This is a genomic window from Plantactinospora sp. A48 (assembly GCF_055793945.1).
In genome coordinates, this window is sequence record NZ_JBTIXF010000011.1 from 130,785 (window position 1) to 145,242 (window position 14,458).

Annotated in this window: 13 protein-coding genes and 2 pseudogenes; 9 read left to right on the forward strand and 6 right to left on the reverse strand. The window is 73.0% G+C overall.

Going from position 1 to position 14,458, the window contains the following annotated elements; all coding sequences use genetic code 11:
- The first annotated feature begins 54 nt into the window (after positions 1–54).
- Positions 55–549, forward strand: a complete 495-nt coding sequence (locus tag ACXN5W_RS08880; protein ID WP_473157695.1) for a hypothetical protein — start codon at positions 55–57, stop codon at positions 547–549.
- Positions 550–658: 109 nt separating this feature from the next.
- On the opposite strand, the gene ACXN5W_RS08885 is transcribed toward ACXN5W_RS08880, so the two are convergent.
- Positions 659–2,308, reverse strand: a complete 1,650-nt coding sequence (locus ACXN5W_RS08885) for an ATP-binding protein (protein ID WP_473157696.1) — start codon at positions 2,306–2,308, stop codon at positions 659–661.
- Positions 2,309–2,407: 99 nt separating this feature from the next.
- Positions 2,408–3,037, reverse strand: a complete 630-nt coding sequence (locus tag ACXN5W_RS08890) for a Clp protease N-terminal domain-containing protein (RefSeq protein WP_473157697.1) — start codon at positions 3,035–3,037, stop codon at positions 2,408–2,410.
- Positions 3,038–3,300: 263 nt separating this feature from the next.
- Between ACXN5W_RS08890 and ligD the strand changes: the two are divergent.
- From ligD to ACXN5W_RS08905, 3 genes and pseudogenes are all read left to right on the forward strand, one after another.
- A pseudogene (gene ligD, locus ACXN5W_RS08895) lies at positions 3,301–3,633 on the forward strand (non-homologous end-joining DNA ligase LigD); the annotation flags it as partial.
- Positions 3,634–3,700: 67 nt separating this feature from the next.
- Positions 3,701–3,856 (forward strand): hypothetical protein, encoded by a 156-nt coding sequence (locus ACXN5W_RS08900; protein WP_473157698.1) that lies wholly within the window; start codon positions 3,701–3,703, stop codon positions 3,854–3,856.
- A 716-nt stretch (positions 3,857–4,572) separates the two neighbouring features.
- Positions 4,573–5,085: an NUDIX hydrolase gene (locus tag ACXN5W_RS08905; protein ID WP_473157699.1), complete on the forward strand. Its 513-nt coding sequence runs from the start codon at positions 4,573–4,575 to the stop codon at positions 5,083–5,085.
- 81 nt (positions 5,086–5,166) lie between these two features.
- Here ACXN5W_RS08905 and ACXN5W_RS08910 read toward each other — a convergent pair whose 3' ends face one another.
- Entirely contained in the window at positions 5,167–5,313 is a 147-nt protein-coding gene (locus tag ACXN5W_RS08910; protein WP_473157700.1) for a hypothetical protein, read from the reverse strand.
- Between the two features lie 83 nt (positions 5,314–5,396).
- On the opposite strand from ACXN5W_RS08910, the gene recD2 reads away from it, so the two are divergent.
- The gene (gene recD2, locus ACXN5W_RS08915; RefSeq protein ID WP_473157701.1) at positions 5,397–7,616 is read left to right on the forward strand and encodes an SF1B family DNA helicase RecD2; all 2,220 of its coding nucleotides are present in this window, start codon (positions 5,397–5,399) and stop codon (positions 7,614–7,616) included.
- Positions 7,617–7,927: 311 nt separating this feature from the next.
- Entirely contained in the window at positions 7,928–8,956 is a 1,029-nt protein-coding gene (locus tag ACXN5W_RS08920) for an NAD(P)-dependent oxidoreductase (RefSeq protein ID WP_473157702.1), read from the forward strand.
- A gap of 20 nt (positions 8,957–8,976) precedes the next feature.
- Here the strand turns inward: ACXN5W_RS08920 and ACXN5W_RS08925 are convergent.
- Positions 8,977–9,897: pseudogene (locus ACXN5W_RS08925) on the reverse strand (AraC family transcriptional regulator); the annotation flags it as partial.
- Positions 9,898–9,999: 102 nt separating this feature from the next.
- Between ACXN5W_RS08925 and ACXN5W_RS08930 the strand changes: the two are divergent.
- Positions 10,000–10,383: a nuclear transport factor 2 family protein gene (locus ACXN5W_RS08930; RefSeq protein WP_473157703.1), complete on the forward strand. Its 384-nt coding sequence runs from the start codon at positions 10,000–10,002 to the stop codon at positions 10,381–10,383.
- Positions 10,384–10,481: 98 nt separating this feature from the next.
- On the forward strand, positions 10,482–11,738 hold the full coding sequence (locus tag ACXN5W_RS08935) for a DUF2786 domain-containing protein (RefSeq protein ID WP_473157704.1): 1,257 nt from the start codon (positions 10,482–10,484) through the stop codon (positions 11,736–11,738).
- Between the two features lie 41 nt (positions 11,739–11,779).
- Here the strand turns inward: ACXN5W_RS08935 and ACXN5W_RS08940 are convergent, their stop codons facing one another.
- Together ACXN5W_RS08940 and ACXN5W_RS08945 are read right to left on the reverse strand one after the other, a co-directional pair.
- Positions 11,780–12,292, reverse strand: a complete 513-nt coding sequence (locus tag ACXN5W_RS08940; RefSeq protein ID WP_473157705.1) for an NUDIX domain-containing protein — start codon at positions 12,290–12,292, stop codon at positions 11,780–11,782.
- Between the two features lie 141 nt (positions 12,293–12,433).
- A complete protein-coding gene (locus ACXN5W_RS08945) occupies positions 12,434–12,721 on the reverse strand; it encodes a PspC domain-containing protein (protein WP_473157706.1) in 288 nt (95 codons plus the stop codon).
- A 272-nt stretch (positions 12,722–12,993) separates the two neighbouring features.
- Here ACXN5W_RS08945 and ACXN5W_RS08950 point away from each other — a divergent pair, with 272 nt between their 5' ends.
- The gene (locus tag ACXN5W_RS08950) at positions 12,994–14,268 is read left to right on the forward strand and encodes a globin domain-containing protein (protein WP_473157707.1); all 1,275 of its coding nucleotides are present in this window, start codon (positions 12,994–12,996) and stop codon (positions 14,266–14,268) included.
- The last annotated feature ends 190 nt before the right edge of the window (positions 14,269–14,458 follow it).

The following is a 14,458-nucleotide window of genomic DNA, read 5'->3' on the forward strand; positions in this document are numbered from 1 at the left end:
TCGATCCGTTGCGGTGGTCCGGTCGCGAACCCCGCCTACGAAGGGAAGCCGACGATGAGATCCGGTCGTCTCCGCGCGGTTCTGACCGCGCTGCTGGCCGCGGTGGCGGTGCTGTCCGCGCCGGGCACCGCGCACGCCGCCATCAGCCAGCCGTTCTCCGCCGACTCCGGCGACCAGTGCCGGTACGGCCTCACCAGCGGCAGCCTCGGCTGGCAGTACGGCACGACCTCGCCGCTGCCGCTGTACCGGGTCGACGTGACCGGCCGACTCGCCGACCGGCCGCTGCCCAGCGACCCGGCCACCGCCTGCCGGGACGACGGTTACAACAGCAGCGCGCTGTTCGTCGCCTACGCCGGCACGGTCGAGGTCGACCGGCAGGTCCGTACCGTCGACAACGGCGTCCTCGCGTTCTCGTTCACCCTCGGCGCCAAGGCGTACTCGGCCGGCCTCACCCGCGTGGTGGTGCAGGTCTGCCGGAACCCGATCCGCACGCTCCCGCCCTCGTACTGCGGTAGCCCGGTGACCTACCTGCCGCCGCCGGTCGCCTGACCGGCGCCCACCTCCGCGAGGTCCCGATCCCGCTGAGGCGGGTCCGCCGGCCTCCGCCGGCTCCGCCGTTCCGCTGCCGAACCTCGCAGCGGAACGGCGACGGGCCGGGTCAGGTGCGGTGGAGGGCGGCGATGGTCTCCACCAGGTCGTGCTGACCGATCGGGCCGACCGGCGCGCCCCCCACGGCCTCGCTCATCGCCTTGGCCAGTTGCACCCGGCGGAGCACCTCGCGCAGGTCGGCCCCGGTCATCCCGGCGGTCCGGGCCGCCAGGCCGGCCGGGTCGACATCGTCGGCGAACATCCGGAACGGCGGCACCTCGTGCCGTTCGATGAGGTCCCGGATCATCCTGGTCAGGATCGCGGCCCGCCCCGCCTCGTCGGGCAACGGGATGGCGAGCTTCACGTCGAACCGGCCCGACCGGATCAGCGAGGCGTCCACCCGCTGCGGGAAGTTCGTCGTGGCCACCACGATGACGTTCGGGTTCGCCTCGATCAGCGTGTTCATCTCCTGCTTGAAGATGCCGGCCACGGCGTTGACCGCCTGGCTGGCGGCGTCACCGCCGGCTCCGGCGTAGCTGATGATGCTGTCGAACTCGTCGAAGAGCATGACCGTCGGCTCCCGCCAGCGGCGGGCGTCCCGGAAGATCTGCTTGATGTTGCGTTCGGAACCGCCGAGCCACTTGTCCAGAATCTCCGGGGTACGGATCTCCCGGAACACCGCGCCGATCTCGTTGGCCAGCGCCCGGGCCAGCATGGTCTTGCCGGTGCCCGGCGGGCCGTACAAGAGGATGCCCTGCGGCCGGCGGGCGCCCCACCGGGCCATCACCTCGGGATGCGCGAACGATACGGCGATCTCGCGGAACTGCGCGACCACGTCGTCGAGGCCGCCGACCTGATCGAGGGTCACATCGGCGGACTGGGGGACCGCGACCGGTGCGGGACGCGGCCGGGAGACCGGGAGGTCACCCAGCACGTACCGCCGGCCGCGCAGCGCCCGAGGTTCCGGACCGTCGCCGACGAGTTCCCGAACCACCTGAAGGACCAGCTCGAACGCGCTGCGCAGGTGGGCCGGCGTGATCGTGTCGACCGGTACGGCGGTCCGGACGACGACCACCGAGCCACCCCGCTCGGCGTACCGCACGACGGGTTCCAGGCCCAGGCCCGCGGCCTCGCGCAGCACCGCGGCGCCGGCCGCGTCGGTCTGGCTGGTCGATTCGACCCGGTTGGTCGGGCCGGTGCGGTCGTCCCCCTCCGCACGGTTGCCCTCCTCGGCGTGGTCGTCCGGCTCGGCGCGGTCGTCCGACTCGGCGCGGTCGTCCGACTCGGCGCCGCCGGGCGTCGTCGACGGCGGGGCGGCCAGCCCGAGCCGGCGGGACGCCTCGACCACCACCCGGCCCGCGCCGGCCAGCACCCGCGCGGCCGACGGATCCGCGCCGGCCAGCCGGCGGGCCAGCAGCAAACCCACCGGTCCCGCGCCGACCAGCAGCCACGCCGCCGGGTTGTCCAGCGGTCTGAAGCCGGAACCGGCGGTACGGATCTCCGCCTCGAACCGGTGCCACGGCTGACCGTCCTCGGTGTCCCGCCGGACCGCCAGCCGGACCCGCCGCACCGGAGCGGGGAAGTCGGTGCCGTCGAACAGCTCGACGGGACCGGTCCGGACCGCCGCGAGCAGACCCGCCGGGTCGACGATCGTGACCTGGGCCCCGAACCGGGTGAAGGACTCGGCGGGCGGTCGGAGCGGACAAGGCTGTTCCGGCATGAGACCACATCCCTGGAACGGAGGTCGACGGCCCGGCCAAGTCTGGCAGCCCGCGCGCCCACCGGCCACCGGGACCGGGGTCGGGGCGGAACGCCCCGGTCAGAACCAGGTCACGAGGCTGGCGAGTACACCGCCGAGCAGCGTCACGGCGGACACCACGGTGGTGACCGCCAGCACCGGCCGGCGTTGGACCACCGGACGCCAGCGGGCCCGACCGAGCGCCCACCTCAACCGCCACCGGGTCCACCGCCACCACCACCGGGCCGACGCGGTCAGCCGCTTGGGCAGCAGCTCGATCTCGGGCACCCGGGCCAGCACCGCCCGCGCCGTCGCCGGGGTGATTCCCACCTCGGCGAACGCCACCACCACGGTGACCGGGCCGGTGTCCAGCAGCGCCAGCAGCAGGTACCGGGTGCCGAGCCGGTCCGCGCCGTCGAGCAGGGCCGTCCGGTGTGCCCGCTCCAGCAGCCTCCGCCCGGTCGGATCGAGGCGCACAGCCGGTGCGCCGGAGCGCTGCGGGCCGGTCGGCCGGAGCCGTACCAGCAGACGGTTGTGGTCGACGCGGAGCCGCCGCCAGACGTCCGCGGCGGTGCCGTCCCGCTGCCCGAGCAGTGCCAGCGCGATGTCCTCGGCGGCGACCTCCGAGCGTCCTTGGTGCCGGGCGGTCACCCCCGCCGCCACCAGCACCGTGCGGGCCTCCAGGGTGACGAACTGGAACCAGCTGGGCATGACGCGGGAGCCTACCCGGCCAGCGCACCCGCCCGATCGGCTACCGGCGACGGCGCCGGTTGGGGTTCGGTCCGCACGACGCGAGGGCCTGGGTTGGCACGGTGCGGGACTTCGGTCCGCGCGGTGCGCGGCTCGGGTCCGGGCAGTGCGCGGCTTCGGTTCGCGCGGTGTGCGGCTCGGGTCCGGGCGGTGCGGGACTTCCGTTCGCGGGGCTCGGGCGCCCGGGTTGACCTCGGGCGACAATCCGGTCAGGGTTGGTGACCATGAGCGGGGCCGACGACACGCGCGACGGGGTGGCACTGACCAACCTCGACCAGCCACTGTTCCCTGGGGCCGAAGCCAGCAAGCGGGATCTGGTGGACTACCTGGACGCCGTCCGCGACTTCATCCTGCCGCAACTGCGCGACCGGCCACTCTCGGTGGGCCGGGTACTGCGCGGGCAGGACCCGTTCATGCAGAAGAACCTGCCGAAGTACACCCCGGACTGGGTACGTCGGGTGCCGGTGTGGGCCGAGGCGTCCCACCGGGAGATCTCGTACGCGCTCTGCGACGACCGCCGGACGCTGCTCTGGTTCGCCAACCAGCGCGCGTTGGATATGATCAGCGCGGCTTGTGGGCGCTCACGAGATCCGGGCGATGCTCGGCGGTGTCAGCAAGCAGCGCGTGTATGAGCTGACGCAGCCGCGCACGTTCCCCGAGCCGGTCGCCGAGCTGGCGCAGGGCCGCGTGTGGCTGGCCGAGGATCGCGTGTGGCTGGCCGAGGATGTCGAGCGGTGGATACGGGAGCATCGGCCAGACATCGTCGGTGACGGGGAGTAATTCCGCTGGCTACGTTCCGGCGTTCGTGCAGGTCACGGATAGTCAGTCTGTCGGCCTATGCGTCTACCTGGTCGACGGGTCGGCGGGCTAGCTCGGCCGGGGTCCGCCACGGCCGGGACGCGGGCCGGCGGTGCGGCGGGCGAGCCGGGCGGCCAGCTTCCGACAGCCGGCGCAAGTCAGGTGCCAGCCATCGGCGCGGCGGCGATCACGGCCGAAGGCGGTCAGCGGCAGCGAGCGCGAGCAGCCGGGGCAGTCGCGGGCTGTTGGCGTCGAGGCGGTCACTTGACCGGCCCAAGCGGGCCAGGGCGGCCGCGTACGTCGCTACCGGCGGCTTCGGCGTTCCGGTCACACCACGCGCAGACGGGCCGGCGGCCGGATGTGTCACTCTGCCGGTAGTCGGTCCACACGCGGCGCGTGCAGCACCGGGAACAGATGATCGCGGGTAAGCCACCTGTGTACGGGCCGGGGTCGGTCGAGTCCGGCGGCAAGATGCGGCGGCGGCGGGGCATTCGTGGTTCCTCTCTAGGTCGAACGGGTGTATCAAAAGTCCTAGTCCCGTACGCGATGTCTCCTGCTATACCGACCGGGGAAGCGGCGGCTCACGAAGGGGTCCACCCCCTGGGTGGATGCGCGATCATAGAGCGTTGAGATCGACGTTCGTCGTCACGTTGACCGAGGGCTTAGGCTCGCTCCGGAAACCTGAGATCGTGTCTGTCGTGACCGAACTCGTGGAACGTGTCGACGATCAGGACCGTGTGCTGGGCGTTGTGGGTCGGGATGAAGCGATCCGTCGTGGCTGGCTGCATCGCATTGCTACCACTGTCTGCCGTGATGAGGTGGGAAGGTTCCTGGTGTGCCGGCGCGCTGAGGGATTGTCCAGGTATCCCGGTTATCACGAGGTGTCCTTCGGCGGAGCGGTCGATGTTGGGGAGTCCTACCAGGCGGCGGCCGCGCGGGAACTCTCGGAGGAGTTGGGTGTCGACGTCCCGGTGTGTGAGGTGGTCAAGTTCCTGTGTCGCGGTGAAATCGGTTCGTACTGGCTCGGGGTCCACGAAGCGGTGATCAGGGGCGAGGTCTCACCCGATCCCCAGGCGGTGAGCTGGGTGGGCTGGCTGACGAGCGCTGAGCTGGACGAGGCCGTGGGACAGCGCCGGTTCATCTCGGACGGACAGGAGGCGCTTCGCCGTTACCTCGGAGCGCGTGCGGCTTCGCCTGGCTCTGTTCCGTAGCCGCGCAGGCGGGCCGGGCGGGTGAACCGTGGGAGCACACGCGCCTGGCCGCCCGGGGGTCAGTTGAGCGGGGGCCGGTGATCAGCTACGCCGGACGTCCATCAGGTTGGCCGCGCGGCGGACCGCGCGGCGGAGGCCGCTCAGGCTGGCGACAGGACGGCTCTCCGGGTTGATCATGAAGTTAGCGGTCGATTTAGAGATCGAACCGGCGGCTAACTTCATGATCAACCCGGAGAGGGTGGGTGCGCGGAGAGGGTGGGTGCGCGGAGGGGGTGGGGTGGGGTGTCGGGGGTGCCGGGCATCATGGTGGCGTGACCGCGCCCGCCCGTCCGCCTGCCGCCGTGCTGGAGGCGGTGCTGGAGCGACTGACGTACGTCAACGAGGAGACCGGCTACACGGTGGCCCGGGTCGCCACGCCGCGCGGGTCGGACCTGCTGACGGCGGTCGGCGCGCTGCTCGGCGCGCAGCCGGGGGAGAGCCTGCGGCTGGTCGGGCGGTGGTCGTCGCATCCGAAGTTCGGCCGCCAGTTCGAGGTCGAGTCGTACACGACGGTGCTGCCGGCCACCATCCAGGGCATCCGGCGCTATCTCGGCTCCGGCCTGGTCAAGGGCATCGGTCCGGTGTTCGCGGAACGCATCGTGGACCACTTCGGTCTGGACACTCTGCGGATCATCGAGGAGGAGTCCGGCCGGCTGGTCGAGGTACCGGGCCTCGGCCCGAAGCGGACCGCGAAGATCACCGCGGCGTGGGCCGAGCAGAAGACCATCAAGGAGGTCATGGTCTTCCTCCAGGGCGTCGGTGTGTCCACCTCGGTGGCGGTGCGGATCTTCAAGGAGTACGGCGACAACTCGATCGAGGTGGTGAAGACCGAGCCGTACCGGTTGGCCGCCGACGTCTGGGGGATCGGCTTCAAGACCGCCGACGCGATCGCGCAGGCGGTGGGGATCCCGCACGACAGCCCGGAACGGGTCAAGGCCGGCCTGCGCTACACGCTGTCCGAGGCGACGGACTCGGGCGGACACTGCTATCTGCCGGCGCCGCAGCTGGTCGCCGACGCCACCAAGATCCTCAGCGTGCCGGCGGATCTCGTCGAGCGCTGTCTGGACGAGCTGGTGGCCGAGGAGGGCGTGGTCCGGGAGGAGCTGCCCGGCGCGGACGACGGGCCGCCGGTCCCGGCGATCTACCTGGTGCCGTTCCACCGGGCCGAGCGGTCCCTCGCCGGAGCGCTGACCCGGTTGCTGGCGGATCGGGTGGACCGGCTGCCGCAGTTCACCGACGTCGCCTGGGACCGCGCGTTGCGCTGGCTGCGCGCCCGCACCGGCGCCGACCTTGCGCCGGAACAGGAGCAGGCGGTCCGGCTGGCGCTCACCTCGCGGGTCGCGGTGCTCACCGGCGGGCCGGGCTGCGGCAAGAGCTTCACCGTCCGATCGGTGGTGGATCTGGCCCTGGCGAAGCGGGCCAAGGTGATCCTGGCCGCGCCCACCGGCCGGGCCGCCAAACGGTTGTCGGAACTCACCGGCCATCCCGCCGCCACGGTCCATCGGCTGTTGAAGCTGCGTCCCGGCGGCGACGCAAGCTACGACCGGGAAAACCCGCTCGACGTCGACCTGCTGGTGGTCGACGAGGCGTCCATGCTCGACCTGATCCTCGCCAACAAGCTGGTCAAGGCGGTACCGCCCGGCGCGCACCTGCTGCTGGTGGGCGATGTGGACCAGCTTCCGTCGGTGGGCGCCGGCGAGGTGCTGCGGGACCTGCTCGCCGCCGAGGCCGTGCCGAGGGTGCGCCTGACCCGGATCTTCCGCCAGGCCGCCGAGTCCGGCGTGGTCACCAACGCCCACCGGATCAACGCGGGCCGCCCGCCGGTCACCCAGGGGCTGACCGACTTCTTCCTCTTTCCGTGCGACGACACCGAGGCCGCCGCCGCGCTCACCGTGGACGTGGCCTGCGCCCGGGTTCCGGGCCGGTTCGGCCTCGACCCGCGCCGGGACGTGCAGGTGCTCACCCCGATGCACCGGGGTCCGGCCGGCGCGGGCGCGCTGAACACCCTGCTCCAGGAACGCCTCACCCCGCACCGTGAGGGCCAGCCGGAACGCCGGATGGGTGGCCGGGTCTTCCGACCCGGCGACAAGGTGACCCAGATCCGCAACAACTACGACAAGGGCGCGGCCGGCGTCTTCAACGGCACCGTCGGCGTCGTCACCGCCGTGTCACCCGAGGAGCAGAATCTCACGGTACGCACCGACGAGGACGAGCTGATCGAGTACGACTTCGACGAGTTGGACGAACTGGCCCACGCGTACGCCATGACGATCCACCGGTCCCAGGGCTCGGAGTATCCGGCTGTGGTGATCCCGCTGACCACCAGCGCCTGGATGATGCTCCAGCGAAACCTGCTCTACACGGCCGTCACCCGGGCGAAGAAGCTGGTCGTGCTCGTGGGGTCCCGGCGCGCCCTCGCGGCGGCCGTCCGGACCGTCGGCTCCGGACGCCGGCACACCGCGCTGGCCCACCGGCTGAGCGCCGACCGGTAGCGGCCCGGTTGAGCGCCGACCGGTAGTGGCCCGGTTGAGCGCCGACCGGCCTCCACCCGGCTGAGCGTTCCACCCGGTTGAGGGCCGGTCGGTGATCATCGATGGCTCGACCGATCAACAACCCAGGACACCGGCCGACCAACCACGCGGGACGCTGACCGGCGGTCACCGTCGGCGCCGGACGGGCGCCGGCGGCGCACAGTCGTTCAAGACATCGGGCCGTCGGCGCGACTACAACGGTGGGGCGCAGCCCGAGGGTCGTCGCCGATCCGTCGGCCGGGAACGGTGGCGCGGATCGGCGGAGGCGGTCGATGGAACTGGGGTTTGTCGGACTCGGCGTGATGGGCCAGCCGATGGCGCTCAACCTGGTGCGGGCGGGCGTACCCCTGCAGGTGTGGAACCGGTCCGCGCCAGGACTCGCCCGGCTGGTCGCCGCCGGCGCGGTGGCCGCGCCGGACCCGGCCACCGTCTTCGCCCGCGCGGACGTGGTGCTGCTGATGCTCGCCAACGAGGCCGCGATCGACGAGGTGCTGGCCCGGGGCACCCCGGAGTTCGCGACCATGGTCGCCGGGCGCACGGTGGTGCACATGGGTACCACCGCGCCGTCCTATTCGCGCGGGCTCGACGCCGACGTGCGGGCGGCCGGCGGCCGGTACGTGGAGGCCCCGGTTTCCGGTTCCCGTGGCCCGGCCGAGGCCGGCCGGCTGGTGGCGATGCTCGCCGGCGAACGCGCGGACATCGACCGGGTCCGCCCGCTGCTCGCCCCGATCTGCGCGGAGACCGTCGACTGTGGTGCCGTGCCCGGGGCGCTGCTGACCAAGCTCGCGGTCAACCTCTTCCTGATCACGATGGTCACCGGCCTGGCCGAGGCGATGCACTTCGCCGACCGCGTCGGAGTGGACCTGCGGACGCTGGTGACGGTGCTCGACGCCGGCCCGATGGCCAGCGTCGTGTCCCGGGGCAAGGCCGCCAAGCTGCGCGACGGTGACCTCAGCGTGCAGGCGGCGGCCCGGGACGTGCTGTACAACAACCAGCTCATCGCGGCGGCGGCCCGGGAGAACGGCGTGGCCTCGCCGCTGCTGGACGCCTGCCACCGGTTGTTCACCGAGACGGTGAGGCTGGGCCACGGTCACCTGGACATGGCCGCCGTCGTCCGGGCCATCGAGGCGGCCGATCCGATGCCGGCCACGGACGCCGGCGCGGCGGCGGGTACCGGGGTCGGGGCCGAAGCGGCGCCGACGGCGGATACCGGGGCCGACGCGGTGCCGGTGGCGGGTACCGGGGTCGGGGCCGACGGGGCGCCGACGGCGGTCGCCCAGGACGCGGGGGTGAGGCCGTAGGTCCGCTTGAACATCCGGGTGAGGTGGCTTTGGTCGGCGAACCCGGCGGTCGGGGCGACCTCCCGCAGCGGGAGCCCGGCCCGGATCAGCCGCCGGGCCAGATCGAGCTGCCGCATCGTACGGAAACGGGTGGGGCTGGTCCCGAAGGCGGCCCGGAACTGCCGGGCGACGCTCCACCGGTCGAGCCCGGCGGCCAGCTCCAACTCCCGGACCGGAAGCCGGACGGTGGGGTCGGCGAGGATCAGGTCCCGCACCCGGGTCATCGCCGGGAGCGCCAGACCGCCCGGCCGGGTCGCCGGCCCCGGCGCGTGCCGGGTGAGCAGGTCGGTGACCAGCAGGACCAGTTCGACCCGCTCCACCTCGTCCAACGGGCGGTCGAGATCGGCGAGCCACCCCGACAGCTCGGGATCCACCCCTCGCGGCCGGACCACCGGGTCCGGTACGAACGGCAGCGGTGCCCCGCCGAGCGCGTCCTGGACGAGGGCGGGATCGAGATAGAGGATCCGGTACCCGAAACCCTCCTCGGTGCCGGCCGCGCCGTCGTGGATCTCGTCCGGATGCAGCACGTGCCACTCGCCCGGCAGGCAGTACCGACGCTGACCGCGGTACCGGAACGTCTGCACGCCGCGCAGCGTCACGCCGATGGCGTAGGTGTCGTGCCGGTGAGGGGCGAACGCGGTGTCGCGCAGCGAGGCCGCCAGCCGCTCGACACCCTCGGCGCCCCCGCCGAACCGCAGCCGGCAGCCGCGCCCGGCCAACTCCGTCACACCCGCCGGCTGGGCTGACCGGCCCGGTCCGGTCGGCTCCGCCGGCTGGGCCGCTCGGATCGGCTGGCCCGGCTGCTCCGATCCGGCTGGCCGGAATGGCTCAGCCGGCTGCGCCCGCTCGGCGGGCAGGTGCCGGCGCAGCAGGTCACGGTCGGTCGATCGCGGTGTCGCCATTGTCGCCAGCGTACGAACCGAGGATCCGCCGGGCCAGGTCCACCTCGACAATGGTGGTGTGCCGGTGCGACGCGGAGATGGTGCCGGTGGAGGGAGAACCCGATGACCGACAATGATCCCCACGCCGGCCTGGCCGAGGCGGAACGGCGGCTCCAGGCGGCCCAGCGCGCCGGCGACGTCGCCGCGCTGGATCGGCTGCTGCACGAGCGGCTGGTCGCCATCGCCCCGGACGGCACCCGGGCGACCAGGGCGGAAGACCTGCGGGCCCACCGCGAGCGGACCTCGATCATCGACGAACTCGTCGAGGAGTCGCTGGAGGTGCTGGTAGAGGGTTCGACCGGGGTGACGTTCTTCCTCGGCACGGTCCGCGGGACGTACGCGGGGGAGTCGTTCGACGCGCGGTTGCGCTACACCCGCACCTGGGTGCGGGACGCCGAGCTCGGCTGGCGGGTGCTGGCCGCCCACATCAGCCCAGCGGGCCAGTGAGCTGACCGGGTGCCGGGGCCAGCCGGCCGGATGCCCGGGGCTCGCCGGGTACGGTTGTCCGGCGGGCGCCGGACGGGCACGCGGAGAAGGGGGACAGCGTGTCGGTCGCGGAGGAGTTGGTCGAGGCCGCGCTGTCCGCCGCGCGGGGTTCCGACGTACGGGCCGCGGAGCGGGCCCTGGACCGGTTGGTCGTCGGCACCGGCGCCCCGGACGGGGTCGCCGCCGTGGACACCGCCCTCGTCACCCGCCTGGTGGGGCAGCTCGGCCGGCTCTGGCCGCGCGGTTGGCAGCCGATCGACGTGGCCCGGATCATCGAGCGGCGTACCGCGCCCCGGCCGTACCGGCTGCTGGTGACCGCGCTCGCCGCCGAACGGCGGAGCCATCCGGTCGCCCAGCCGTGGTGGGACGAGCAGTTGCGGTCGCTCAGCGCGTCGCCGTGGTGGGACGGCGCGGGGCCGGACCTGGCCGGCTGGGCCGCCCGGGAGGGCGTCGACCGGATGACCGCGCTGCGCGACGCGGTGGACGTGCTCGCCGTACTGACCGCCCTGCCGCCGATCGCGATGCTGCGCCCGCCGCCGGGTGCGGCGCCGGCCCGCGCCGGGCGGCCGGCGGGGTCCGGGTCCGGGTCCGGCGCGCGGATGCTGGACCGGGTACGCGCCCTGCTCAGCAAGGCCGAGTCGACGGAGTTCCCCCACGAGGCCGAGGCGTTTACGGCCAAGGCGCAGGAGCTGATGGCCCGACACAGCATCGACGAGGCGCTGCTCGGTGCGGGGACGGGCCCATCCGCCGACGGGCCGGACGGGATCCGGCTACCGACCGAGCCGCCGTATCCCGGTCCGAAGGCGCTGTTGGTACACGAGGTGGCCGGCGCCAACTCGTGCGCGGCCGTCTGGTCCGACGACCTGGGCTTCGTCACCGTGCTCGGCTACCCGGCCGACCTGGCGGCGGTCGAGGTCCTCTACACCTCGCTGCTGGTGCAGGCGACCGTCGCGATGCTGCGCGGTCGGGCCGAGCGCCGGGCCGGTCGGGGCCGGCGCACCCGGGCGTACGACGAGTCGTTCCTGAACGCCTTCGCGGTACGGATCGGAGAGCGGCTGCGGGCGGCCACCGAGGCGGCCCGGCACGAGGCCGAGCGGGACGCGGGGGCCGACCGGCTGCTGCCGGTGCTCGCCAGCCGCTCCGACGCCGTCCGCGAGCGCGTCGAAACGCTCTTTCCCGGCACCACCCGGGCCCGGCTGACGGTCCGGGACACCGAGGGCTGGTCCTCCGGCACAGCCGCCGCCGACCGGGCCTCGTTGGATCCGTCCCGCCCCGACCGCCAGGTCCGGGACCGCCGCTCCCACGCCCGGGACTGACGGCCGACGCGCCACCGGGCGGTCGGGCCGCGCCGGGCGCGTCAGGCCCGGTGTCGGGTCAGGAAGTCGATGAGCACCTCGGTGTGGGTGGAGAAGGCCAACTCGGTCGGCTCGGTGAGCACGAGCCACTCCGTCGACTCCGCGGTCGGACGCGACGGCGGCAGGTCGTCGTACGACACCTCGGGCAGCTCCCCGAAGATCAACAGCGAGCCGCCGGCCGGGGCGCTGATCACCGTGTACAGCCGCACCGATCCGGCGTCGGCGATCAGGTTGGTTTCCTCCCGCAACTCCCGGACGAGCGCGTCCTGCCAGTCCTCGCCGTACTCGATGAAGCCGCCGGGCAGCGAGAGCAGCCCCCGGGCCGGTTCGATGTCCCGGCGCTGCGCGACGACGCCGAGCCCGGTGGCGGTGCGGACCGGAAGCAGCGCGATGGCCACCGGCAGCGGATTACGCCAGACGAATTGGCCGCAGGCCGAGCAGGCTCGGGGCCAGCCCGCGCCGGCCGGATAGGCGGTGCCGCAGAAGGAACAGTGCGAGTACGGGGCGCCGGTCACGCCGGACGACGATACCCGCCGGTCTCGTCGGCGGCACCCGGCAAACCCCAGCCCCGAGGAAAGGAAGGGCCCCTTCTTATCGCTTTCGGTAGAGGAAGGGGCCCCGGTTAACGTCCGAACCGCCGGTCGGGTTGCCGCTGGTCACGCCGACGGCGCGGGCGGAGCGGTCCAGGTGCTCGGGCCGGCCGGGTTGACCGGGTTGACCGGTCCGCTGGACGCGGACTCGGCGGGCATCATGATCCACAGCGCCGGGTAGATCAGGAACTGGCTGCCGGGGATCAGCAGCAGCAGGATGACGAAGAGCAGCCGAGCCGGCCACGGGTCGATGCCGAACCGCCGGCCAAGGCCGGCGCAGACCCCGCCGAGCACCCTGCCGTCGCGCGGCCGGACCAGGCCCTGACGGTGGAACGAGTCGTACACGCTGTCCATGGTTTCCGCTTCCCTAGCTGGAATTCTGACCTCTCCAGCTTCTCGCCGGACACGCCCTACCGGCATCCGGCCCGGTCCCTGAGCCTTCCCCGATCCTGGCCCACCCCAGGACCTCAGGGTCGCCAGCGACCGGAGGGACCGGCATCTCACGGTCGCCGGCAACCGGCGGGACGCCGAGAGGTGCTCACCCGACGACTGTGGCGGGACCGACAGACACGACTTCCCGGGACCTTCGGCCCTGCGCCCGGCTGGCGGAATCCGGTCTGCTCAGGATGACCCGCCCACGAGCCGACGTACCCGACATCCGAGGAGGCATCGTGCTGTCCGCGCAGTCCACATCCGTCATCACCGCCACCCTGCCGCTGGTCAAGGCCCACGGTGAGGAGGTGACCGGTACCTTCTACCGCCGCATGTTCGCCGCGCACCCGGAGCTGCTGAACCTGTTCAACCGCGGCAACCAGGCCACCGGTACGCAGCGGCAGGCCCTCGCCGCCTCGGTGGTTGCGTACGCGGAGCACCTCACCGGAGCCACGGCCGCGCCCTGGCGGGCGATCCTCGAACGGATCGCCCACAAGCACGCCTCGCTGGGCGTCACCCCCGACCAGTACGCCATCGTGGGCCGGCACCTGCTGGCGGCCGTCGGCGAGGTGCTGGGCGAGGCGGTGACCCCGGAGATCGCGGCGGCCTGGGAGGAGGTCTACTGGCTGATGGCCGTCGAGCTGGTGGCCCGGGAGGCGCGGCTCTACTCCGGGGCCGGGGTGGGACTCGACGCGGCGATCTGGCGGACCTGGCGGGTCGCCGGGCGGGTGGCCGAGACCGCAGACGTCGTCTCACTCGCCCTGGTGCCGGCCGACGGCGGGCCCGTGCCCACCTTCACCCCCGGCCAGTACGTCTCGGTCGCCGTCGACCTGGGGCCGGACGACCGTCAGGTCCGGCAGTACAGCCTGTCCGGCCGGCCCGGAGCCGACCACCTGCGGATAACCGTCAAGTACGTCCGGGCCACCGCCACGGGTCCCGCTGGCGCCGTGTCAGCCGTGCTGGCCGGATTGTCCGCCGGAGACACCCTGCGGATCAGCCCGCCCTTCGGCGAGGTGAGCGCAGTACCCGGGACCGGCCCGCTGCTGCTGGTCAGCGCGGGCATCGGCGTCACCCCGGCGATCAGCGCCCTGGAACACCTGGCCGCCGCCGACCCGGCCCGCCGGGTGGTGCTGGTACACGCCGACCGCAACGCGGCGGCGCAGCCCCTGCGCGCCCAGCTCCGGCGGCTGATCGACGAACTGCCGAACCTGGAGGTCCAGCTCTGGTACGAGGACGGCTCGGGTGACGGTGAAGGTTCCGGCTCCGGTTACGGGGACCTGCCGGCCACGGTGAAGACCGGTCTGGTCGATCCGGCGGCGATCCCGGTCGACCCGGGGGTCCAGGTACACCTGTGTGGTCCGGTGGCGTTCATGGCAGCCGTCCGGCGCGGGCTGATCGCCCGTGGCGTACCGGCGGCGGACATCGGCTACGAGGTCTTCGGCCCCGGCATGCTCAGCCCCGACGCCTGAGCCGCGGCTTTCGTCTGGATCACGCTCGGTCTGGACCCGGTGTTCGCGCTGGATCGTGTTCGCGCTGGATCGTGTTCGCGCTGGATCGTGTTCGCGCTGGATCGGGGGGGGCTGTGTTTCCACCACGGGTGGAAGAGAACAACAACCCCCCGGCCTCGCGGCACCATCTCCCTCGACCCACCCGGCCAGG